This window comes from Lentzea kristufekii, from assembly GCF_033949925.1.
In the GTDB taxonomy this organism is placed as follows: domain Bacteria; phylum Actinomycetota; class Actinomycetes; order Mycobacteriales; family Pseudonocardiaceae; genus Lentzea; species Lentzea kristufekii.
The window spans coordinates 45,543-68,879 of record NZ_JAXAVV010000016.1; the positions used below are offsets into that span (position 1 = coordinate 45,543).

Here is a 23,337-nt window from a genome sequence, read left to right on the forward strand (position 1 = left end):
ACGGCCTACTCCGTCGAGTTGACGCCCTTGATCCGGCCGTCCCGGAACGCGTCCACGAACAGCCGGTGGTCCTCCCGCGTCTGCCGCGCGTAGCCGAGGGCGAACTCCACGACGGACTCGGAGAACTCGGCGTCCCGGCCCTCGATGGCCGTCGCGATCGCCTCCTCGCACTGGAAGTCGACGAGGGTCTGCGCGGAGTCCGAGTCGGCCACGCAGTGCATCTTCGCGGTGGCGCGGCCCAGGTAGCCGAGCACGGGCAGCATGTCGGCGGGCTCGGTGAGGTCCGACCAGTCCAGGTCGGCCTCGTAGGGGGAGAGTTCGGCGACGACGTAGCCGACGCCGTTGATCTCGGTGTGGCCGAGCCACGGGTCGGCGTGGGCCTGCAGGGCTCGCTGCGAGACCGCGGTGCGGTGGCCGTGGTCGGTGAAGTACTCGCGGATCCTGGCGTCGGGGACGATGCGGCTTGGGGCGGCGACGTTGGCCTGCTTCATGGACAGCACGACGTCGTTCTCCAACGCCTGGGAGCGGCCCTCCACCAGGATGTTGTAGGCGTGCAGGCCGGCTGAGCCGATGCCGAAACCGCTGCGGCCCACCACGTCCTTCACGGCGTAGGTGCGGCTCGACGCCCGCTTGCCGGTCGGGATGGTGTCCAGGTAGGACTCGTAGGCGAGCGTGACGGCTTCCAGCTCGTCGGCCGGCAGGTCGTGGATGCCTCCGCGGTCGCGGCGGAAGCGGCGTTCGTAGTCGACGATCACGGTCTTCTCGTCCAGCAGGCCGATTCGGGTCGCGAGGCGGGCTCGTTGCAGCACGCGGTGCAGGGTGCCTTCGGTGCTGTCGAGGCGGAGGCTGAAGAGTTCGTCGTCCGGGTGCTCGGCGAACGAACGGACCTGGGCGACGTAGGCGGCCACGTAGGTGTTGATCATGTCGGTGATCACGCTGTCGGGCAGGGCCTTGCGCCAGCCGAGGAGGGCCATCGAGGCGGCGAAGCGGCGGAGGTCCCAGGTGAACGAGCCGAGGTAGGCCTCGTCGAAGTCGTTGACGTCGAACACCAGCGTGCCCTCGGAGTCCATGTAGGTCCCGAAGTTCTGCGCGTGCAGGTCGCCCTGGATCCAGATGCGGCCGGTGCGCTCGTCGGCCCATTCGTCGGGCAGTTCGGCCATGTCGGCGTAGAACAGGCACGCGCTGCCGCGGTAGAACGCGAACGGCTCGGCCGCCATCTTGCGGAACTTGTGCCGGAACGCGGCGGGGTCGGCTGCCATCAGGCCCGCGAAGGCCTCTTCGAGCACGCTCACAATGCGGTCGCCACGATCAGTCATGGTGCATCCCAGCACGCGGTTGTCCGCGAGAGAAGCCGGGCGCGCGCAAAAGAGCGAGCAGGAATCGAGAAGCCCGCACGATGACGCCCCGCCTAACGTCGTGGGCATGTGCTTCATGTTCGGTGCGAGCGAGGAGCAGATACGTCGGATGCTCGAAGAACACGTCGTCGAGGAGGTGCCGGTCGGCGTTCCCGCGTCCGAAGACTGTTCGCAGGACTAGGGATCGCGTTCATGCCCGGCGAAAGACTGCCGGGCATGAACGGATCGATGTCTCGCCGGAGCGTTCTCGCCGCGGGTGTCGCGGGCTCAGCGGCGGTTCTGCTCGGCACCGGGAACGCCTCCGCGGCGACCCTCGTCACCCAGAGCGAGATCAACTCGCAGCCGACCTTCTACGAGGTGAACGGCGCCGCGACGGCGTTCCGCTACGAACCCGGCTTCTACTCCCGCCTGGAGGCCTGGCACGTGCACTGGCGGAACTGGACGCCGTACCACTGGACCGCGCCGCACAAGATCTACTCGTACGGCGCGTACGTGAACAAGTCCGGCATGCACGGTGAGGGCAGGGCGTTCGACCTCGCGCGCATGCTCATCACGAACCGTGACACGGGCGCGACGTTCACCGCCTTCAACGGCCGGTACGACCAGTGGAAGAACTCCACCGGTGACGCCCTGCGCACCGCGCGGATCCGTTACTGGGGAACGATGGCGTCGCTGCACCACCACTTCCGGCACGTCATCTCGTACCTGGACAACGCCGAGCACCACAACCACGCCCACATCGACAACGCGATCTCGGGCAGCGGCGACTCCAGCTTCACCACCGGCTCGGTGACCCAGACCTACTTCGTCCAGGCCGCCTGCCAGTACATCTGGGGCTACTCCACCGGCATCGACGGCGGCTGGGGCCCGCAGACGCAGCGCGACTCCTCGGCCGCTCTCGTCCGGGCTGGCTCCGACGGCGTGATCACCACGCAGAGCCGGTGGCTCGCCTTCTGCAAGGCCAGCGCGCAGCAGGCCTGGGCACTCGTTCCCTGAATCCGTTGACCAGCAGACGATCGAAGGGTGGTTGACACGGGCCGGTCTGCACCACGGTGAGGACATGGAACGCACACACCGGCGCCCTGCCTTGCTGATCACCGCGCTCCTCTCGATCGCGATGTTCACCGCCGGCAACTCGGCCGCAGCTCCTCCGGAACAACCGTCGAACCACTGGCAGTACAACCACTGGCCGCAACAACAGCCGTGGCAGCAGTCCAGGGACTCCGCCCGCGTGCTCGCGCAGGCCGGTTTCCCGGGCCCGATCGACCCGCAGAACTGGGTCAACCCCGACCACATGACGTGGGAACGGGACTACAAGAAGATTCCCGGTACGAACTGGGCCGACCCGTCGGTCAAGGGTTCGGTGCGCACCTTCAAGGGCGCGCTGGTCCTGCTGGACTACCCGAACCAGCCGTTCGTCGTCACGCAGGCCAAGAACTCCACGGTGTTCGGCAACCCGAGCGCCGAGGCCGGCAACGTGCCGCGCGCCGAGGTCGGGCAGTTCTACCAGGACTTCCTGAACAAGCCGAACAACCTCAACCGCGGCCACACCGTGCATGAGTACTGGATGGAGACCTCCGGCGGGCGCTACGGCGTCGACCTGAAGGCGTTCGGCCCGTACACGATGCCGGGCAAGGACCACGAGTACGCCATGGAGTTCCAGGGCGGAACCGGTTGTCCCGCAGGCGATTCCTGCAACCGCAACATCCGCACCGACGGCCGTGCCGCGTGGGTGGCCGACGTCGGTGCGGAGGTGCCGGCGGGCTACGACTTCATCTACTACCTGTCTGCGGGCCAGGACGAGTCCGGCACCTGGCAGGAGTTCGGGATGATGAAGTTCCGGACCAAGGAGGACGTGACCGACGACTTCGGCCCGCCGGACCCCGCGCTGCCGAACTGGTCGAACACCCGTTACGTGGACTGGACCTCGTGGGCCGCGGGCTCGTCGATCTGGCCCAACGCTGGCGGCGGCTCGTCCACCCAGGCCGAGAGCTCCGGTCAGGGCGTGTACGCGCACGAGCTGAGCCACATCCTCGGCATCGGCGACAACTACAACAACCCGTACGGCAGCCCGCCGCGCCGTGACTACAGCGGCCCGTGGGACATGCTGTCGCGCGGCTCGTTCAACGGCCCCGGCGGCCCGCACTCCCGCTGGACGATCCCGGCAACGGGCGGCGGCTCTCTTGGCGCGCAGCAGACGTTGCGCAACAAGATCAAGCTCGGCATCGTGGACGAGAAGAACGTCCTGCGGTTGTCCCGCGAGGCCCTGGCCGGCTCCGGCACGGTCATCGCGAAGATCACCGCTCGCGAGGTCAACCCCGGCGCCACCGGCCTGACCGGCATCAACCTCGCGCTGGGCACCGGCGACAAGTCTCCGTCCTGCAACGTCTCCACCAACCCGTTCTGCGACGGCGGCGGCTACAACAACTACACGCTCGAAGTCGTGGACCGGATGGGCGCCGACTCGTTCACCCCGGACTCCGGCGTGATGCTGGCCAAGACCAAGAACGTCGACGCCGCACCGTTCACGTGGGTGATCGACGCGAACCCGCAGGACATCGGCATGACCGACTACGTCCTGCCCGACGGCACGAAGGTCCCGATCACGATCGGCGACTACCGCCAGCTGTCCGACGCGCTGTTCCACGCCGGCACGAACTCCGGCAGCGAGTTCGAGTTCGTCGACACGGCCAACCGCCTGCACTTCTACGTGCTGGACCTGCAACGCGACTCCCGTGGTGTGCTGTCCTACACGGTGGCGATCCGGTCGCTCGACGGCGCCGGACCGCAGCAGCGCGGCGTGCGGGTCAGCCCGACCTCCGCTCGTGCCGACTCGTCGGGCGTGGCGACGTGCCGCTTCCCGCTGACCAACACCGGCCGCACGGCGCCTCCCGGTGGACAGCACCCGGAGCCCGTCGACCAGTACCTCGACGGTGACGTCTACCGCGTGACCGCGAAGGCCGCGGACGGCTGGACGGTCTCGGTGCCGAACGCGCTGGCCACGGCCAAGTTCGGCGGGCGGGTCGACGTTCCGGTGCACGCGCAGCGCAACGGTGGGCCGCTCATGTCCAAGGTGACCTTGACGGCCGTGTCGGAGAGCTACCCCGGCAGGTCCGCGACCGCGACCTGCACGGTGACCGGCCGCTAGCGGCGACGGCTCCGGGCCGGTCCGCGCCGGTTCGGAGCTTCCCGCTGCGGCACAGGCCCGGACGTCAGCATCACGAAGCACCCCGTCAGCAGAACGATGCCGCACGCCAGCCACGTCAGCGTCTGGACCGTCGAGATCGGGGCGATCACGCCGATGCTGAACAGCAGCAACGGCATGCCGAGCGCGTAGCAGACGCCGGCCGCGAACGTCCGGCCCGAGCCGGTGAGCAGCAGCGGGACCGCGGCCGCCGCGGTCAGGACCGCGAACACGAGCCACGCGTAGGTCAGTCCGGTGTGCAGCGCGATCGTGACGTCGAGGCCGTCGTCCGCGCGGATCGCGGACTCCAGCTCGGGCGCGTAGCTGAACCCGACAGCGGCTCTCGTCCCTGCGGCGGCGGCTGTGAGCAGCAACGACGCCCCCAGGATGGTGCGACCGCGCCGGACGGGATCGACTCGCTTCCTGGTGTCCACGCACCCAGTCTGTTGGCAGCCGGCGGCGCCGTGGCGCCGCACACGCCCAAGTGCACTCAGTGGTGGTACGGGATGCGGGCCATCGGCTCGACCAGTTCGTGCTCCTCGTAGGACAGGTGCGAGAGCAGCGTCTCCGTGAGCAGGTCCACCGCCTCCTGCACCTGGACGATCTTCTGCGGCTCCGCGACCGTGGCCACCAGGGCGGCGTCGAGTCGTTCGAGCACCTCGTGGATGACGTGGTGTTCCTCGGTCAGCCGGTCGAGGACGGGCCCGAGCCGCGCGTCGCCCTCTCTGAGCTGCGGGTAGAGGCTGGTGTCCTCGAGCGTGTGGTGGATGGTGACGAGCCGGCAGTAGCTCTCGCAGTACGCGCCCATCGTCCAGTTGTTCTGGCGCATGGTCATCGTGTTGATCTCGGACCGCGCCTCGCCCACGTCGATCGTGCCGTCCACGGCCTGCTTGATGATCGAACGGACCTTCGTCAGTTCCTCGCGCAGGTGGTTGTGGACCCCGACCAGCTGACGGCCCATCGCCCTGCCCGAAGCGGTGTAGACGGCGTCCGCTTCAGGCGCCGGGCCTTTTGGGCGCGTCGACTCGTCCCACAGGAGTTTCGGGCTGCGTTCCTTCTGCACGATCTCGCGCACCGCCGGTGCGACCTCCTCGGCGAACGTGCGCAGCTCGTCGTCGGTGTTGACCATCAGGACGAATCCGCTCATGCCGTCGTCGAGCGCCAGTTCAGCGAGTTGTCCGGCAGTGAACTCGGTTCCGATGTTGTAGATCCGGCGGATGTCCTTGGGCTCGCGTCCGGCTTCGAGTGCCGCTTCGTCGATGATGGCGTTCATCGCTTTGAGTTGTTGTGGTGGCGCATATGGACTCGACGGCAGCCAACCGTCGGCTTTCTGGCCGGTGAGCCGGAGCATCCGCTTCTTGTAGGCGCCGAGCCAGATGCCGATGTCGTGCGCGGGGAACGGCCCAGGCCGCGCCCCGCTGAGCGAATAGTGCTTGCCGTGCAAGCGAATCCCGCGACCGGGCGTCCACAGTGCCCTGATCACCGCGATGGCCTCTTCGAGTGCCTCGACCGACTCGGCAGGCGTGCGGTGCGGCCCGTCCATGGCGGCGATGGCGTCCCAGAACGCCCCTGCGCCGAGTCCGAGCTCAACGCGCCCACCGCTGATGACGTCCAGACTCGCCGCCGCGCGCGCAAGCACAGCCGGCGGCCGGAGAGGCAGGTTCGCGACGTTGGGGAACACACGGACGTTGGTGGTGGTCGCGGCGATGACCGACAACGACGTCCACGTGTCGAGGTTCGCCGCGTTGTACGGGTGGTCCTGAATGCTGACGAGGTCCAGTCCGAGCACGTCAGCGGCCTGCGCGAGCCGCAACGTGTCGCCGAACTGCTCGGCACCGGGCGGCAGGAACACCCCGAACTCGAGTGGGTGGCCGTAATCTGTCATGCCGAAAGTATACCACGCAGATGTTCTGCTGGACAGACGTTCTGCCCCGGCTATCATTGGCGGGGTGACCGCGCTAGAGGACGACTTCGGCTGGACCCTCGGCGTGGTGTTCCGCGCCTTCGTCAAGGCGACGAACCAGGCCGTCGGCGACCTGCCCGGAGGCCACCGCGGCTACCAGATCCTCACCGCCGCCACCCGTGACCAGCCAGAAAGCCAGTCCGCGCTCTGCCAGCAACTGGGCATAGACCGCACGGTCATGACCTACCTGCTGGACGACCTGGAACGAGCGTCGCTGGTCGAACGCCGCCCGGCGCCCACCGACCGCCGCACCCGCCTGGTTGTGGCGACCGACGTGGGCCGTGCCCGGCTGGAAGAGCTGGACCTCCGGCTGTCGCACGCCGAGGCGCACGTGCTGTCCGGCCTGTCCGCGGGGGATCGGGAGACGTTCAAGGTGCTGCTCTGCCGGCTGGCCGGGCACGTCAACGAGCTGGACCCGGTGCCGAGCGCCTGTCAGGCCGTGCAGGACATCGCGGCGAGCACGCCTTAATCGAGCAGTGCCAGCGCGTTCCGGATGCCCTGCTCCAGAAGTTCGTCAGCGAGTCCCCGGTCGGTCAGGGCGCGTGACAGCTGCAACGTGCCGACCATCAGGGCGTAGACGCTGAGAACCGTGGTGCGAGCCGACGCCGGATCTTCCGGTGCCAGGCGCGCGGCGAAGTCGTCCATGATCGCGAGCACGCTGTCGGTGTAGACCTGCCTGGTCGGCTCGCCGCACCGGCCGATCTCGTCGAGCAGGGCCGCGGACGGGCAGCCCTCCTCCGGATTGTCGCGGTGCTCGGGGGAGAGGTACGCGCGGACGATCTGCTCCAGTCCGGCGCGGCCGGGTGCGACGGCCGCGAGTTGCTCGCGCTGCTCGCGCAGCTGGTCGGAGACCGCGGTGGCGACCAGGTCCTCTTTGGACTCGAAGTGCGCGTAGAAGGCGCCGTTGGTCAGTCCCGCGTCTCCCATGAGCGTGGCGACGCCGGAGCCGTCGATGCCGCTGCGCTTGAACCGGCGGCCCGCCGTCTCGATGATCCGCTGCCTCGTCGCCAGCTTGTGCTCCTTGCCGTACCGCGCCACGTGCTCCTCCGCCGCCTCAATGTAAGTACGATCATAATCTAAATTCGCCGCATCTCTTGCCCTGGACTCGTGTCTCATCTTATGGTCGTACGGTCATAATACAAAGGGTTGGAGCTCACGATGACAGCAACACCGCAGGTGGCGCTCGTGACGGGCGCGTCCTCGGGCATCGGCAAAGCAGCCACGCTGGCGCTGGCGAACGCCGGCTTCCGCGTGGTCGGTACGAGTCGTGACACCACGAGGATCGCCCCCGGCGACGGCGTGACGTTCCTGGACCTCGACGTCACCAGCGACGAGTCGGTCGCCGCCGTCGTGGGGCAGGTGCTCGAACGGTTCGGGCGCCTCGACGTCCTGGTGAACAACGCCGGAGTCGGAGCCAACGGCGCCGCGGAGGAGATCTCCGTGGCTCAGGCGCAGACGGTCTTCGACGTCAACGTCTTCGGCCTCATGCGCATGACGAGGGCCGTCCTGCCGCACATGCGCGCCCGCGGCAGCGGACGCATCATCAACGTCTCGTCGGTGGCCGGGTTCGTCCCCAACCCGTTCATGGCCGTCTACGTCGCGACCAAGCACGCGGTCGAGGGGTACTCCGAGTCCCTGGACCACGAGGTCCGCGAACAGGGCATTCAGGTCGTGCGCGTCCAGCCCGGTCCCACCAACAGCCCGTTCGACGCCAACATGGTGCAGGCGGACAGCCCGCTGCCGGTCTACGCGCACCGGCGCCGCGTCTACGACGACGTCATGGCGGAGTCGATGCGAGGCGGTGACGATCCCGCGCTCGTTGCCAAGGTCATCGCCACCGCGGCCACCGACCCGAAGCCGAAGCGGCGCTACACCGCGGGCTCGACCGCTGCGCGTGTCAGCGTGCTTCGTCGCGTCGCCCCCGCGTGGGCCTTCGACCGCAGCGTCCGCAAGCTCAACCGGATGGTGGGCTGACGTGCGGGCGTTCATCGTCGACCGCTACGGCAAGAGCGGCAACACCCTCCGAGCCGGTGACGTACCCGAGCCGGAGGTGGGGCAGCACGACGTGCTGGTCCAGGTCCACGCGGCGGGCGTCAACGCCCTGGACCTCAAGATCAGGGACGGGGAGTTCAAGCTCGTCCTGCCCTACCGTCCGCCGTTCGTCCTGGGCAACGACGTCGCCGGTGTCGTGGTCCGGGTCGGCGCCGGAGTGCGGAGGTTCCAGCCCGGCGACGAGGTCTACGCGCGACCGGACAAGGACCGGATCGGCACCTTCGCGGAGTTCATCTCCATCAGCGAGGACGACCTGGCGCTGAAGCCGAAGCGGCTCACGATGGAGGAGGCGGCCTCCGTCCCCCTGGTAGGCCTGACCGCCTGGCAGGCGCTGGTCGAGATCGCCGGCCTGCAGAAGGGGCAGAAGGTCTTCATCCAGGCAGGCGCCGGCGGCGTCGGGACGTTCGCGATCCAGTTGGCGAAACACCTGGGCGCCACCGTGGCCACGACGACGAGCACGGCCAACGTGGATCTGGTCAAGCGGCTCGGCGCCGATGTCGTGATCGACTACCGCGAGGACGACTTCGAGACCGTCCTGCGCGACTACGACGTGGTGCTGAACAGCCTGGACGACAAGACGCTCATGAAGTCGCTGCGCGTGCTGAAGCCCGGCGGAAAGCTCGTCTCGATCTCCGGCCCGCCGGACCCCGCCTTCGCCGGGGAGCTCGGCAGGCCGTGGATCCTGCGGCCGGTGATGCGGGTCCTGAGCCACCGTGTCAGGAAAGCCGCACGACGCCGCCAGGTCAGCTACTCGTTCCTCTTCATGCGGGCGAACGGGCAGCAGCTGGGCGAGATCACCTCGCTCATCGACGCCGAGATCATCGAACCGGTCATCGACCGGATCTTCCCCTTCGAGGCGACCAACGAGGCCCTGGCGCACGTCCAGACAGGACGCGCCAAGGGCAAGGTCGTCGTGAAGGTCAGGAACTCGCCCAAGGAGTCATCATGACCGTGATCACCGCTTACAAAGACGCACCGACCCGCACCGTGGACATCGGCGGGACGACGTTCGCCTACCGTCAGCTAGGCCCGGACACCGGCACGCCGGTGATCTTCCTGAACCACCTGGCCGCCGTGCTGGACAACTGGGACCCCCGTGTCGTGGACGGCATCGCAGCCAGGCACCGGGTGATCACCTTCGACAACCGGGGAGTCGGCGCCTCGCAGGGCAGGACACCACGCTCGGTGGACGCGATGGCACGGGACGCCGTCGCCTTCATCCGCGCGCTGGGCCACGACCGGGTCGATCTGCTCGGCTTCTCGCTGGGCGGCTTCGTAGCCCAGGTGATCGCGGCGGAAGAACCGCGACTCGTCCGCAGGATGATCCTCGCGGGCACCGGCCCGGCCGGTGGCGAGGGCATCGACAGGGTCACCCGCGTCACCGTCCTCGACACCCTGAAGGCCGCACTCACCTTCAAGGACCCCAAGGAATACCTGTTCTTCGCCCGGACAACGAAAGGCAGGGCGGCGGCCCGGCAGTTCGTGAACCGGTTGAAGGAGCGCACGGACGACCGGGACAAGCCGATCTCCGTGACGGCGTTCCGCAACCAGCTCAAGGCGATCCACGGGTGGGGCGTTCAGCGGCCTTCCGACCTGACGGCCGTCCAGCAGCCGGTCCTCGTCGCGAACGGTGACCACGACAGGATGGTCCCGAGCAGCAACTCCGCCGATCTGGCCCGGCGCCTGCCCGATGCCCGGCTCACGCTGTACCCCGATGCCGGACACGGCGGCATCTTCCAGCACCACGACGAGTTCGTCGCCGAGGCTCTGGAGTTCCTCGAGTCGTGACCGCGGCCGTCACTTGGCGGCTTTCTTCGCCTCCGCGACCGCCGTGTTCCAGGCCTCGTCCGCGCGCTTGCCCTGTTCGACGGACTGCAGGGCAGGACCGAACACGTTCTCCTGGATCTGCCCGTCGGCCGGGCCCTTGTACTGCGCCGCCTTGACCTTCTGCACCTGTGCGGCGAACAGCGCACCCGCCTTCACGTTGTCGAAGTAGGTGTTGACGTGCTCCAGCAGCGCCCTGTTCTCCAGGGCGTCGATCTGGCTGGGGAACGTGCCCTTCGCCTGGAACGCCTTGACCTGCTGTTCCGGAGCGGTCAGCCAGGCCGCGAGCTCCGCGGCCTCGGCCGCGTTCTTGCTCTGCTTCGGCACGGTCAGGTACGAGCCGCCCCAGTTGCCGCCGCCGTTGGGAAATGCGTCGGTGACAGCCCACTCACCGGCGTTCTCCGGTCCCGCCTGAGCCTCGATGACGCCGAGCATCCACGACGGGCAGACCGTCGTGGCGAACCTGCCGAGCTTGAAACCGGTGTTCCACTCGTTGCTGAACGCGACCAGCTTCGCCGACTGCCCCTTCGCCACGGCGTTCGTGACGGCGGTCCAGTCGCTCCTGATGTCGGGGTTCGACTCGACGACCAGCTTGTCGGACCTGTCGAAGTAGCCCACGTCGTGCTGGTTGTGCATGGCGTTGAAGATCTGGGCCGCGCTGTCGAACCAGGCCACACCGGGCACCTTGGCGACGAACCTGTCGCCCGCCGCGAAGTAGCTGTCCCACGTGGCGAAGAGCCGCTTGACGTCGTCGGGGTGGGAGGGCAGACCGGCTTGGGCGAAGAGGTCCTTGCGGTAGCACATGGCCAGGGGGCCGATGTCCGTGCCGTAGCCGATCAACCTGCGGTCCTTGGTGGTCGCGGCGTCGGCCTTCCACTTCAGCCAGCGGTCCGGCGTCACCTTCTTCGGACCGATCTCCAGCAGGTCGTGGAACTGGTCGGCCTTGGCCATGACCTGGCTCAGGTACCCCTCTTCGACCGCCTCGACGTCGGCGAGCCCCGCCCCCGCGCCCAGTTTGGTGAAGAGGTTCTGGTGGTGCGGAGCGCCTTGACCCGTCTTGCGGTGCGTGATCTTGACGTCCGGGTGCTCGGCCTCGTACGCCTTGAACAGCTCCTCGTAACCGAACTCGTTGAACGTGGCGACGGTCAGCTCGGTCTTGCCGTCAGCGGTCCGGCTCGCCACCCCGCCTGTGCCACACGAAGTGATGGCGGCGGACACGACAGCGCAGATCGCCACGTTGATCCAGCGGCTCGGACGCACGTGAAGCTCCTCTGACGGCGACAGCGACTGGGAGCGCTCCCAGGTTTGGGGAGTCTGAAGTCGCCAGGCGGAGGTGTCAAGCGCCTTCGGTCAAGACGCACTCTGCGTGCCCGAATGGTTGCAGAGAAGAAGAAATCACTGAGCAACGCACGGATTTTGGGCTGTTCTGCCGAGTAGCCAGGAGGGCGCAATGATGCTCCGCACTCCTGGGAGCGCTCCCAGAACGAAAGGGGCTCGACTCCTCGAAAACGCACAAAGGCGACCCGGTTCGCGCTTGCCGCGAACACGAATCGCCTTCGTCTTTGGCGCCCCCGGCGGGAGCATCAAAGGATGGGAACGGGGCTGACCAGCGGTTTCAGGTTGGATGTTTGGTCGTGCAGGCCGGTTTCGTGTTGTCGTAGTCAGGTGGCGCTCGTGTGCGGTGGCGCGCTGCTGCCGTTTCGGTGGTACCACAGCACTACGTCGCGGATGACCGCCGCCTGTTGCACGCCAAGGTGCTCAGCTTCGGCGCCGTCGACGAGGTTGATCTCGAAGACGACGTCCGTGGCTTCAAGTTGCTGCTGGCGGCGGGTCCGCTGCGTGGAGTCGGGTGTTGTGTTCATGCTGCGACCTGAACCTCGGCGTGTCTCAGTGCTTCGCGGTCGGCCTGGTCCATGCCGCCCCACACGCCGTAGCTCTTGCTAGTGGTGAGTGCCGTGATGGCGCAGGTGAGGCGGACTGGACATAGGCGACAGATCGCTTTGCAGTCCGCCGCAGCCTTGCTTCCTGGCTTGGTGTCGGTCCAGTCGACTTCTTGGTCTGCGTTTCGGCATGCTGCGTGTACGTGCCACCGCGGTGCACGCAGTGCCATGAGTGTGGTCATGCGGCCGGACGAAGGGGGCCGCCGAGTAGGTAGTCGGCGAGGTGGCGGGAGGCGGTGTTGAGCTGCGCTGCCACCTGATGGCGGTTCATACCGCGCCGCTTGGCTGCGGTCGACCGGTCTCCGTGGTCGAGGAGCACATCGGAGACGAGGTCGGCTTCGTGGGGTGTGATGACACCGGACAGCATGGCTCCTGCGAGGACGAGGTCCGGATGTCCGTCGGCTGTGCGGGCGTCGATTGCGGTGTCGGTGAGTTCGGACCGGGACATTGCCCGCCGCCTTTCGCTGTTGCAGGCTTCGTGGCCGCGTCGGAAGGCTGACCAGTAGAGCTGCCCGAAGATCTTTGGCGACCGTGCGTCGGCGATGTCGAGTGCTTGGAGAAAGCCTTCGAGGATCTCGGAGTCCAGGTCGTTGCGGTCACCGCAGAAGCGGGAGCCCAGCTTTCCAGCGATGTGCTTGAGTCCGGGCATCATCATCGCGGCGGCGATGGTGGTCCACGGTTCGGGTGCCGCGTGTGCCCTTCGGACGAGTTCGTGCCACACGGCGTCCTTGCTCACCCAGCTCGTCTGTCGCTTGAGGAGCAGTACGCGCACGCGGTCCAGAGGCAGCTCCTCGTCGGGCAGGCCGCATCCGAGTGCCGCGCAGTCGAGGGTCAGCGGCTGCGGGCCGGCGGTCATCGCGAGGAATCGCCGTTCGATCACGTCCAGATGCGAAGGGGAGAGCGAGGTCATCGGGGAGGTGCCTTTCCGGGGCGGGGGACCATCTCACCGCCAAATCCGCCTCCTGCGGCGCCCGATGGAAGGGATTCACCAAAACGAGTGGCGTGTTGCTGTCGCGGTTCAGTTGAGAGCGTCGCCTGCGCGGGAGCTTCGCCGATAGTGAGGGCTGGCAGGATGACCAGCCGTGGTGGTGAGCAGGAGCACGGTGCGGACGCTGGCCGACGCGAGGTCGTTCGAGCGAGGTGAGAGGTACTTCGCGGCCGGTCAGGTTCGGCGGGTCACGGTGGACGGGTCGACCGTGACCGCAACGGTGGACGGCACTCGGACTTATCGCGTGCGGCTCGATGTCACGCCGAAGGGCTTGCGCGGGCGTTGCTCCTGCCCGTACGGAGCCGATGGCGTGTTCTGCAAGCACTGCGTCGCTACTTCGCTGGCATGGCTGGAGCAAGGCGGTGAGGTGGGGGAGCCGCGTGCGAAGCCGTTGTCGGACAAGCGGTTGCGGTTGTTCTTGCGTGGTTGTGATCAGGAGTGGCTGATCGAGCAGCTGATGACGGCCGCGAAATCGGATCGCGTGCTGCGTGCCCGGCTCGCCGCCGCGGCCGGGCAGAAGAACGCGTTCGACGACAGGGACATCAGAGACCGCTTGGAACGCGCCATCGACATCCCCGATTTTGTCGATTACGGCGGGGCGTACGGCTACTTCCTGCGCGTCGGTGACGCTCTGGACGAGGTTGAACGGCTGGTCGGAGCCGGATTCGCTGATGCCGCGATCATCCTCGCCGAGTATGCGCTGGAACTGCTGGAGTCCTCGGCCGAGCGGGTGGACGACTCCGATGGCGGGCTGTCCGAGGCGATCGCCCGCGTGGAAGAGATCCACTTGGCGGCGTGTGAGGCGGGCTCAGCGGACCCGGTGGAGCTGGCCGAGCGTCTGGTCACGCGGGCGGTGAGCACCGATTACGAGGTGTTTCTCGACGTCTTGCCCGCGTACGAGGAGGTGCTGGGCTCAGCGGGCCTGGCACGGTACCGGGAACTCGTCGAGCAGGCGTGGCGCAAGCTGCCACCGAAGAAGCCGAACGACTACAGCGCCCGCCGCTTCGTCATCCCTCATCTCATGGAGAACCTGGCCGAGTCGTCGGGAGGGGCGGATGGGCTGATCGAGGTGCTGACCCGGGACCTGACGAGCTCCTACGACGTGCTCCGCATCGCTGAGCGGTTGTGTGCCGACGACCGTGACGACGAGGCGCTGACGTGGCTGGAGCGCGGCCTGGCCGACTTCGAACCCGACTTTCGCCTGCGTGATCTGGCTGCTGGGATCCACGTGCGCGCGGGCCGGCTCGACCGGGCGGGCGAGATGCTCTGGGCCAACTTCACCGACCGCCCGAGTCTGGAGACGTTCCGCGCGCTCCGCGAGGCCACCGCCGGTGCCTTTCCGCTTTGGCGGGAACGCGCGCTGGCCTTCCTCACCGACCTGCAGCCCATCAAGGGATCCCGGCCACCGGGTCGCTCGACGTTGACATTGGTGGAGATCCTGCTGGCCGACAACGAGAACGAGGCTGCCTGGCAAGCAGCGGTCGACGGCGGCTGCTCGGAAGGTCTGTGGCTTCGCCTCGCGCGTGTCCGTGCCGCGAGCCACCCGGCCGATGCAATTCCGATCCTGCTCCGCGCTGCCGACCGGGCGATCGAAGTGCGCAACCGTGACTCCTACAAGGCGGCCGTTCGCCTGCTGGCCGAGGCCAAGGGGCTGTTCGCCCGCTGTGACCGCGACGACGACTTCCGCGCTCACATGACCGCCTTGCGCGCCGCGCACCGCACGAAGTGGGCCCTGCGCCAGGAACTCGATTGGGCTCGGTTGCCCTGATCGGTTGGGAGCAGGACCCGGAACAGCGGACGATTCATCACAACGGGTGATGTGTCGCTGTTGCCCTCGGCGCTGCATCTGGCGTTCGTACTCTGGGCACGTGATCGATCACGACGAGACGCCGGAGACGGAGGCACCCGCTGATCCGTGGTCAGCGCTCCTGCCGGGACAGGAACTCGTACCGGCCTACCTGACCTCGCGGTTCGCGGCACAGTACCGGGTGATCGTCGAGGTCCTGCTGGCCGAGCAGGACACCAGCCTGACCGGGTTGTCCTACGACGAGGTCGCTACCGGCGTTCGCGCTCGCCTCGCCGGACAGTTGCCGGCCGACGCGGTCGACCGTCTGCTCGCTCCTGAGGTCCTGCACCTCGACGCACGGTTGGAGCGGTTGGTGCAGTGGCGGGTTTTGACTCGTTGGCAGGAACCGGCTCGTTCGGGGGAGGACTTCCTGCGCCGACGTGACCGGTACCAGCTCACTCCGAGAGCAGCCAGCCTGCACGTCTTCTGGGCATCGGTCGACGACACCGAGGAGGCCGCGGGCGATCTGACACTGGCCCCACGTGCCATCCACGAACGACTGATCGCCTTCGCGGAGTCCGTTCGCCACGCGGTGTACACCAACGCAGCTACAGAGTTCCAGCAGGTCGGCGCCATGCACCAGGCGATGGCCACAGCCGCTCGCGGGTGGCAGCGCACGCTGGCACACGCCCTGTCGGGTGGCCCGGACCCAGCCAAGCAGGACTTGTTGTGGCAGACGTTGCGTTCCTACATCGGCATGTGGGGAGAGCAGGTCGATGTCCACACACCGCGGATCGCGGAGCTGGTGGTCGAGCTCGACCCGCTGCTGACCCCTGACGTGTGGCGGGCATGCGTTCGCGCCGCGTTGGACACCGATGCCGACGACGAGGTGGTGGCGTCCCAGGCACGTCGCTGGGCGCACACCTGGGATGCTCTCGGTTCCTGGTTCGGCGGTGCTGACAGCCAGGCCAGAAGGCTGCGGCGTCAGCTGCGTGACCTGGTCGCTCCCTGGGCACGCAACATGAACCTCCTGTTGGACACCGGTGGCGCGGTCACTCGCCGAGCCGAACTCCTCGCCCTGGCCGTGGCGGTCGAACGCGCCTACGACGACGAAAGCGCCTGGCGGATCTGGGACACCGCAGTCGGAGCGTTCTCCGCGCGCCACCTGCTTCTGGCGCCGGACTCAGCCGACGACAGCGACTTGAGCTGGACCACCGCGCCGCCCGCGCCGGTCACAGCTCGCTTTCGCGAACAAGGCGCTCGAGCCGCGGTCGGCAGGCGGACCAGGATTCCGGACTACTCGACCGGCAAGAGCGCTGCCCGACGGGCCAGGGTAGCCGCCCAAGCCGCCCGTAACGGTGCGGAGGCCGCGCTGCGTCTGCGTTCCGGAACGCACTTGGCCGACTGGGGAGAGATCACTGATGCCGAACTGGACCTGCTGTTGGAGTTCGTCGGAGTCGTGCGGCGGACGCGGTCGGAGAGCGCGGTGACCGGAGACGGTCGGTGGCGGATCACGCTGCGTCGACCACGGCAGGCACACGACACCACTAGTCTGCGCGCCGACAACGGCAGCATGACGACCTTGAACTGGTACTTCGGAATGGAGCCCGCGTGAACCGCGAGGCTGCTGATCGGCAACGGGCGTTCACCGCTCTGCTTCGCTCGCCGGTGCTCGACCGGCACACTCACCCCGAGGTATGGCCGCTGGTGCGGGTACACCGGGCGACGTTGGGCGAGTGGTTCGCCCAACGGCTCGGCTACCGACTGGTGGTGACCGACTCCGCGGCCCGGTTGTTCCGGCTTCCCCTCGACGGTGCCGTCGTCTCGCCCCGACGGTTCATGCCGCCGGCCCGGAGAGTGCTCGTCCTGGCGATCCTGGCCGCGGCCGCGGCTGAGGACGCCGAGGACATCACCACCACCCAGGACCTGTCCGACCGGGTCCGGGCACTCTCCACTCACGAGGACGTCGAGCTCGCCCACTACGACCCCGACAGGTTCGCCGAGCGCACGCTGTTCGTCAAAGCGGTCCACCTGTTGGTGTCCGTGGGGGCGCTGCGGCCGACCGGTCGTGACGACGAGGACCAGCGTGAGGGGTGGGCGCGCCGCCGTGACGCGATCGGCGGCGCTTACGAAGTTCGCCGCGAGTTGCTGCTGCGCCTGGTCGATCCCGCTTCGTTGCGCGCCGCGCTCACCGGGGGACACGATGCAGGAGCGCCCCACGAAGCAGCAGCGCGGATCGGCTTGATGCGCAAGCTGGTCGAACTGCCCGTGGTCCTGCACGAGGACCTCAGCGACGCAGAGCGGTTCTACCTGACCGGTCAGCGGCACCGCGTTCTGAACTGGTGCGTGGAGATGACCGGTTGGGTGGTCGAGCAACGTGCGGAAGGGCTGGCACTCATCGCCGCAGAAGAGACCGACACAGACGTGCCGTTCCCGAGGCTGCGCGCCGCCGACTTCGCCGCCTTGATGGTTCTTGACGAGCTGGTGCGAACGCACGGTGCGGGTTCGGTCATCACAGCCGAGGAACTGGGTTCAGCGGCTACCGCGGTCCGAGAGCGGCATTCCAAGGCGATGACCAACGACTTGCGTGTGGACAACGCCGTGGAATCCACGGCACGGGAACTATTGGGGGCGCTGGACCTGTTGCGCCCGACCGGCGCACCGGACAGTTGGCGATTGACCGCTGCTGCGGCCCGCTACCGCGACCCGCGAGTGGTGGCCGTCAACGCAAGGCTCGACGAGGAGGGCGAAGGTTGAGCCGACCAGGACCTGACCGCGAGCAGTGGCTGGCGGCAGCGATGACGGGTGGCCTCCCGGAGCCGGCACTGCACCGCTGGCAGCCCTTGCGAGTGGGCATCGTCAACCTGTGGGAGTACGACCAGGCGGAGTTCTGGTTCGCCGACGGTCGCCTGGTGCTGCGCGGCGGCAACGGAGCGGGCAAGACGAAGGTGCTCGAACTGACGACCTTGATGTTGCTGCGCGGGGAGATCGGTGCCTCGGTGCTCGATCCGTTCGGATCCCAGCACCGCACGATGCGCTTCAACCTGTTGCCCACGGGAGAGGATGACGACCCGCGTCCTCCTTCGGACGCCGGTCTGGGTTATGCCTGGGCCGAGTTCGGCAGGCTCGACGACGACGGCGCGCCGCGGTTCTTCGTCTGCGGGCTCGGTGTGAGCGCTCGTCGCGGCAGCGGCACGTCAGCGGTGACCACGTGGCACCTGATCACCCATCTACGTCCAGGCCGCGACCTGAAACTGTCCACGGCCGATCGGCCGCTCGACCAGAAGGAACTCAAGAAGGTTTCCGGTGTCACGGTGCCCGACGGCGCGGCGCGATACCGAGCCGTGGTGGCTTCCGAATTGTTCGGACTGGGAGCCGACGCCTACGACAACCTGACTGAGCTCCTCAAGCAGCTGCGCAAGCCCAAGCTCGGCGAACGGCTCAACCCCGCCAGCCTGGCGGAAACGCTGCGCGCGGCTCTGCCGCCGCTCGCGACCGCGGAGGTCACCCAACTCGCCGACGGCTGGGACAACCTGGAGAAGCTGCGCACGGCCGTGGAGCAAACCCGCGGTGCGGCAGTGCGGCTGGCGGGGTTCGTGCGCACCGGCTGGATTCCCTGGGCGCGCACCGTCGTGCGACATCGCGCCGACGCGTTGACCGCGGCGACCACCGAACTGGACCGCACCACCAAAGACCGCCGCGCTGCGGAAACCGCGCTGACCACGGCCCGTGCTGAAGCCGACGAGCTGGACAAGGACATCCGCCAGGCGCGAACGCACCAAGGTGACCTCAGCACGGAGCTACGCGAGTTGTTGGACAGCCAGGCTTTCCAGGATGCCGTGAGCGCGGCGAGCCGTGTCGAAGGACTTCGTGACCAGCTCGGTGCCCTGGCAGAGCAACTCGGGGGAGTCGAACAGCGCCACGCAGGGGCGGCTGAGGACGTGGTGCAAGTTGCCGAGACGGAGGCAGGTGCCGCCTCCGTCGCTGAGCTGGCCGAAGCGGATGTGGTTCGCGCGTCCGAACGCGTTGAGACCGCTGGACGTCCCGCTGGACTGCACCAGTCGGCCGATCGACACCTTCCCGTTCGCGACGTGGCCGCGTTGCGCGCCGACCTCTCGGTTCGCCGAGAGCGCTTCACCCGGTTGCAGCGGCTGCGGGCGGAGTTCGAGCGGGCCGAGTCGAACGCGGCGCGCTCGGCCGACGCACTCGCCGACCGGGAGTCGGACCTGACCGACGCCGCCGAACAGCGGGAGCTGGCACGTGACGGCGTCGAAACCGCAGTGGACACCCTGCGCAGGCAGCTCCGTGAGTGGAACACGAGCGTCGTCCTCGCCAAGGCCGACGAGCGAACGATCGAGTCCTGGTGCGACCTGGTGGCCGAGCTGACCGCTGCGGACCCGTCGAGCGCTCCTGCAACACAGCGCGGTGCCTCCCCGGCAGCGGCGGTCGCCCGGCACGTCGAGGAGTTTCGCGACGCACTGAGAGCGCGGCGCGCGGCACTCGTCCATGAGCACGGTGCTCTTCTGATGGAACACGAGCAGGTCACAGTGGAACTGGCCGGCGTACTCGACCGGACGGAGCGCCCGCCGACCTCTCCGGACTCGTGGCGCCGTCGCGATCGGCCGGAGCCCGACAGCGGGCTTGGTGCGCCGTTCTGGCGGTGCGTGCAGCCGGTCGGCGAGTTGTCGATGGACGAGGTCGACCTGCTGGAGGCGACCCTGGCCGCCGCAGGTGTGCTCGATGCCTGGCTGAGCGCAGACGGCGAGCTGATCACCCTGGAAGGCGGGAAACAAGCGGACACGGTAGTGCGCGCGGGTGGACCCCTGGTTGACGGGAACCTGACGCTGGTTCTGGAGCCCACCCCGGCCGGCGGTGTCACGCGGACCGCCATTCACACCGTGCTCACCTCGATCGGCTGGCACGACTCACACCCCGGCGGCGATGAGGCTCACACCTGGTTGGCCGCGGACGGAACGTGGCGGTGTGCCGCCCTGTCCGGACGCGCCGAGGTGGCCCGACCCGCTTCGTACCTGGGGGCCACCGCCCGCGAGTCCGCAAGGCAGCGCGAGATCGTCCGGTTGCGGACCCGTCTGGAAGCACTTCAAGAGTCGACGAGCGCGATCGAAACCAGGATTGGAGAACTCGACGACGACCTACGCCGCCTCGCTGAGGAGTTCGGGAGGATTCCGGGTGAGCGGGTGGTCACCGACGCCGTCACCACGTTGCGGGAGAGGGAACGTCAGGCGGCCGACAGCGAACGCAAGGCGATCTCGGCCAGGAACATCCACCGTGCGAACGAATCCGCCCGGGACACCGCCTGGGCGGACTTTTCCGCGTATGCGGGTGAGCACGCCTTCCCGCTGGACGATCTGGCACGCCACGACTTGGCGTTGCGGGACTACCACCAGGCCCTGGACGACCTGGCACGGCGCAAGGAACTGCTCGATCTGCACACAGCGACCCTCACACGCCTGCGAAGCGACCTGGCCGGCGCTCAGCGCAGGCTCGCCGACGTCGATGCCGAACTGCAAGACCTGCATGGGCGAAAGCGCAACGCGGAGGTCCGCCTGCGTACCGCGGAAGAGGCACTCACCAGCGATGTCCACGCGCAGTTGGACCGCCGCGCTGAACTTGACCGTCTGGTGAAGGAGGTCGACCACGAACTTGACGAACTCAGGAAAAGGCTCACGGGCGCGCTGGTCGCGGTCACCCGTGCCGAAGAAACCCTTGACCGGCACGAGGAACGCCGCCAGAGCGCGGAAAGCAGGCGCGACGCCGCGCTCTCGGCGTGGTGGGAGGTCTACGACGCCGGCCTCGCGCAGCCGCTCGGACTGGAAGAACCGGAACGCCGAAACGTGGAGTCCGCGCGCGAGTCGACTCGCACCGCGCGCCGGGAACTACCGGACCCAGGCGACGAGGACCGAGCCTGGAGGCTCTGCTACAGCAAGCTCGAAGCACTGCGACAAGACCTGCTGCCCGATCGTGACGCCCGCGTGCGGGAGCCGGAACAGGACGGTGCGATCCAACGTGTGGTCGTCCTGGCCGACAGTTCCGCCGGCTGGCAGGTGCCCCCGACCGCTGCGGACCTGCTCGCCGACCAGGTACGCGCGCAGGAGAACGCGTTCGACTCCGAGCAGCAACGAGTGCTGACCACCCTGCTCGGCTCCACGTTCATCGAGCACCTCAAGGACCGGCTGGACTACACCGCCCGGACCTTCACCGACATCAACGAGCAGTTGACCAGTCACCCGACCAGGCACGGCAACGCCGTGCAGCTGAAGTGGGAACCCGACCCCAACGACCCCGACGCGGGTACCGTGGTGGACGCGCTGACCCAGGGCTACCAGCAACTCTCACCCGCACGCCAGGAGACGGTGCGCGCCTTCCTCGCACGCAAGATCGACGCTGCCAGGGCGGATGCGGCGGCCGGGGGCTCTGCCGACTGGCGGGAGCAACTGTCCACCGCGCTGGACTACCGCGGCTGGCTGAAGATCTCGCTGCAGTACCGTCCTGGTTCCACCAGCCGCTGGGTGCCGTTCGACGCCGCCAAGCACGGCGCCAAGTCCGGCGGCGAGAAGGTCGTGCTGCTGTCCCAGCCGCTGTTCGCCGCCGCAGTGGTCGCCTACAACGCCGCTGGTGGGCACGCTCCGCGTTGCGTGTGGCTGGACGAGGCGATGACCGGTGTGGACGACGAGATCAAGGCTTCGTTCATGGGTCTGACAGTGAGCTTCGACCTGGACGTGATGCTGACCGCCCACGACGAGTGGTGCAAGTACCCGACAGTGCAGGCGGTCGCCGTGTACGACCTCGCCAGGCACAGGGGGCTGCCCGGAGTCGATGCCGTTCCGTACCTGTGGTGCGGTGGCGAGTGGACCGCGGTCGCACTGCCGCTTTCGGACGTACACGCGGACGAGGCGCTGATGGCGGCCGACGGCCTTTTCGCCGAGTTGGATGCCGAATGACGACAACGATCCCGCAAGGCATCAAGGACTGGGCGCGCCTGTTAGGTCCAACGGCCGTGCTCGACACCGTCCACATCCGGGCCAGGCGCGGGTACCGCACCGAAACGGGAACTCTCACCGGTGTTGCGCTGACCGCGGAGCAGCGGCGGGAGGTCGCGCTGATGCTCGGTACGCGGTGGGAACTGTCCGGTAAACCCGTTCGGCTTCAAGACCTCGCGGCGAGGCTGGCCGAACACCACCTGACCGTGCTCGGACTCGTTGAGGCACTGCACGGCGAACAGATCGAACCAGACAAGGCGCACCGCAGCCGAGCCCAAGCCGAGGCAGCCGCTGAGCGCGACCGCGCGGCTGCGCACCTGACCGAGGCGGGGGTAGCCGCAGACGTGGCGGGAAGGTGGTTGCTAGACGCAGGGCTACCTCGGCCGGGCTCAGGTGAGCTCCAGACCCTCGCCGAACAAACGGCGACCGTCTTGGTTGAACTGCGGGGCACTGGCAGCGGGACACGGCTTGCACAACTCGCTGCGGACACTCTGCACGATGCCCACGCACTTGATGCTGATCGGCAACTGGGACGTGGAGTGGCCCGTCTCCTCGCGCTCCTGCATGACTTGCCCCGACCGCAACGCGCGGGCCGAGCCTGGCGCGCGGCATGGGCTGCCGCGGGGGTGATGTGCGATGGCGTGTCCTCTCGCGTGCTGGTGCTGAACCTCCCTCTGACTGGTGATTCCCCTGCCGCAAGGCTCTGCGCCACCGCCTCCGGCGAGCCCGTCTGGCTGACACTTCGTTCGCTCAGGGGCAACTGGACCACGTCCGCGAGCGATGTCTTCGTGTGCGAGAACCCTACGATCGCGGAAGCTGCCGCCGATGCTCTTGGTGCGGATTGCCCGCCATTGGTGTGCACCGATGGGATCGCCTCCGGTGCTGCTCTTGATCTCCTCGCTGGACTCGCTGCCGCCGGCTGCCCGATTCACGCGCGGGCAGACTTCGACCCGGCCGGGTTCACCATCGCCGACCAGGTGCTTTCCGTCGCACCTAGCGCGAGGTCTTGGCGTTTCGATGCGAGAACGTATGCCGGGGAGTGCGGTTTGAGCGGTCATCACGACGCACCCGTCGATCTTGCGACTGCTGCCGGGGGACTACGGAACGTTCACGACCTCACGCGCATTGCGGTGCACGAGGAGCGCGTGCTCGCTCTGCTGATGGCTGACCTTGCGGCTGTGGCGCGCTCTGTCGATCAGCAGCCCCAGTAGACACTCTTGTTTCAGAGAGCAGAGCCCCGCAGG

The 23,337-nt window shown here is 67.9% G+C and carries 19 protein-coding genes; 11 read left to right on the top strand and 8 right to left on the bottom strand.

All coding sequences use genetic code 11. The annotated features are described in order from the left end of the window. Positions 1-5: 5 nt before the first annotated feature. Positions 6-1,316 carry a DUF2252 domain-containing protein gene (locus tag SK571_RS29465; RefSeq protein ID WP_319987337.1) on the bottom strand — a complete coding sequence of 437 codons (1,311 nt, stop codon included), beginning with the start codon at positions 1,314-1,316 and terminating at the stop codon, positions 6-8. A gap of 231 nt (positions 1,317-1,547) precedes the next feature. Between SK571_RS29465 and SK571_RS29470 the strand changes: the two genes are divergently transcribed. Then, complete coding sequence (locus tag SK571_RS29470) at positions 1,548-2,351, top strand: hypothetical protein (RefSeq protein ID WP_319987338.1); 804 nt, start codon at positions 1,548-1,550, stop codon at positions 2,349-2,351. A gap of 64 nt (positions 2,352-2,415) precedes the next feature. After that, positions 2,416-4,503 (top strand): M6 family metalloprotease domain-containing protein, encoded by a 2,088-nt coding sequence (locus tag SK571_RS29475; RefSeq protein ID WP_319987339.1) that lies wholly within the window; start codon positions 2,416-2,418, stop codon positions 4,501-4,503. Here the strand turns inward: SK571_RS29475 and SK571_RS29480 are convergent. Further along, positions 4,500-4,973 carry a hypothetical protein gene (locus tag SK571_RS29480; protein ID WP_319987340.1) on the bottom strand — a complete coding sequence of 158 codons (474 nt, stop codon included), beginning with the start codon at positions 4,971-4,973 and terminating at the stop codon, positions 4,500-4,502. The two genes, SK571_RS29475 and SK571_RS29480, sit on opposite strands and share 4 nt — an antisense overlap. 56 nt (positions 4,974-5,029) lie before the next feature. Next, positions 5,030-6,424: an LLM class flavin-dependent oxidoreductase gene (locus SK571_RS29485; RefSeq protein ID WP_319987341.1), complete on the bottom strand. Its 1,395-nt coding sequence runs from the start codon at positions 6,422-6,424 to the stop codon at positions 5,030-5,032. 64 nt (positions 6,425-6,488) lie between these two features. Between SK571_RS29485 and SK571_RS29490 the strand changes: the two genes are divergently transcribed. Further along, positions 6,489-6,971 carry a MarR family winged helix-turn-helix transcriptional regulator gene (locus SK571_RS29490; protein WP_319987342.1) on the top strand — a complete coding sequence of 161 codons (483 nt, stop codon included), beginning with the start codon at positions 6,489-6,491 and terminating at the stop codon, positions 6,969-6,971. Here SK571_RS29490 and SK571_RS29495 read toward each other — a convergent pair. Beyond that, entirely contained in the window at positions 6,968-7,540 is a 573-nt protein-coding gene (locus SK571_RS29495; protein ID WP_319987343.1) for a TetR/AcrR family transcriptional regulator, read from the bottom strand. The two genes, SK571_RS29490 and SK571_RS29495, sit on opposite strands and share 4 nt — an antisense overlap. Positions 7,541-7,660: 120 nt before the next feature. Here SK571_RS29495 and SK571_RS29500 point away from each other — a divergent pair, with 120 nt between their 5' ends. The 3 genes from SK571_RS29500 to SK571_RS29510 are packed head-to-tail and all read left to right on the top strand — an operon-like array spanning position 7,661 to position 10,342. Continuing rightward, the gene (locus SK571_RS29500; RefSeq protein ID WP_319987344.1) at positions 7,661-8,476 is read left to right on the top strand and encodes an oxidoreductase; all 816 of its coding nucleotides are present in this window, start codon (positions 7,661-7,663) and stop codon (positions 8,474-8,476) included. 1 nt (position 8,477) lies between these two features. Further along, positions 8,478-9,503, top strand: coding sequence for an NADP-dependent oxidoreductase (locus SK571_RS29505; protein ID WP_319987345.1), 1,026 nt, complete (start codon positions 8,478-8,480; stop codon positions 9,501-9,503). After that, positions 9,500-10,342 carry an alpha/beta fold hydrolase gene (locus tag SK571_RS29510; protein WP_319987346.1) on the top strand — a complete coding sequence of 281 codons (843 nt, stop codon included), beginning with the start codon at positions 9,500-9,502 and terminating at the stop codon, positions 10,340-10,342. Before SK571_RS29505 ends, SK571_RS29510 begins: the two co-directional genes overlap by 4 nt. A gap of 9 nt (positions 10,343-10,351) precedes the next feature. Here SK571_RS29510 and SK571_RS29515 read toward each other — a convergent pair whose 3' ends face one another. The 4 genes from SK571_RS29515 to SK571_RS29525 all read right to left on the bottom strand — a co-directional run bounded on the left by SK571_RS29515 (position 10,352) and on the right by SK571_RS29525 (position 13,198). Then, positions 10,352-11,638 carry an ABC transporter substrate-binding protein gene (locus SK571_RS29515; RefSeq protein WP_406602052.1) on the bottom strand — a complete coding sequence of 429 codons (1,287 nt, stop codon included), beginning with the start codon at positions 11,636-11,638 and terminating at the stop codon, positions 10,352-10,354. A gap of 401 nt (positions 11,639-12,039) precedes the next feature. After that, positions 12,040-12,240 (bottom strand): hypothetical protein, encoded by a 201-nt coding sequence (locus SK571_RS29520; RefSeq protein ID WP_319987347.1) that lies wholly within the window; start codon positions 12,238-12,240, stop codon positions 12,040-12,042. Further along, positions 12,237-12,500: a WhiB family transcriptional regulator gene (locus SK571_RS46435; protein WP_406602053.1), complete on the bottom strand. Its 264-nt coding sequence runs from the start codon at positions 12,498-12,500 to the stop codon at positions 12,237-12,239. The genes SK571_RS29520 and SK571_RS46435 overlap by 4 nt, the downstream gene beginning before the upstream one ends. Then, positions 12,497-13,198 carry a hypothetical protein gene (locus tag SK571_RS29525; protein ID WP_319987348.1) on the bottom strand — a complete coding sequence of 234 codons (702 nt, stop codon included), beginning with the start codon at positions 13,196-13,198 and terminating at the stop codon, positions 12,497-12,499. Before SK571_RS29525 ends, SK571_RS46435 begins: the two co-directional genes overlap by 4 nt. Positions 13,199-13,421: 223 nt before the next feature. On the opposite strand from SK571_RS29525, the gene SK571_RS29530 reads away from it, so the two are divergent. The 5 genes from SK571_RS29530 to SK571_RS29550 all read left to right on the top strand — a co-directional run bounded on the left by SK571_RS29530 (position 13,422) and on the right by SK571_RS29550 (position 23,304). Next, a complete protein-coding gene (locus tag SK571_RS29530; protein WP_319987349.1) occupies positions 13,422-15,074 on the top strand; it encodes an SWIM zinc finger family protein in 1,653 nt (550 codons plus the stop codon). Positions 15,075-15,174: 100 nt separating this feature from the next. After that, on the top strand, positions 15,175-16,707 hold the full coding sequence (locus SK571_RS29535) for a DUF2397 domain-containing protein (RefSeq protein ID WP_319987350.1): 1,533 nt from the start codon (positions 15,175-15,177) through the stop codon (positions 16,705-16,707). Then, positions 16,704-17,849: a TIGR02678 family protein gene (locus SK571_RS29540; protein ID WP_319987351.1), complete on the top strand. Its 1,146-nt coding sequence runs from the start codon at positions 16,704-16,706 to the stop codon at positions 17,847-17,849. Before SK571_RS29535 ends, SK571_RS29540 begins: the two co-directional genes overlap by 4 nt. After that, a complete protein-coding gene (locus SK571_RS29545) occupies positions 17,846-22,054 on the top strand; it encodes a TIGR02680 family protein (protein ID WP_319987352.1) in 4,209 nt (1,402 codons plus the stop codon). Before SK571_RS29540 ends, SK571_RS29545 begins: the two co-directional genes overlap by 4 nt. Further along, positions 22,051-23,304, top strand: a complete 1,254-nt coding sequence (locus SK571_RS29550; protein ID WP_319987353.1) for a DUF2399 domain-containing protein — start codon at positions 22,051-22,053, stop codon at positions 23,302-23,304. The genes SK571_RS29545 and SK571_RS29550 overlap by 4 nt, the downstream gene beginning before the upstream one ends. Positions 23,305-23,337 lie beyond the last annotated feature (33 nt).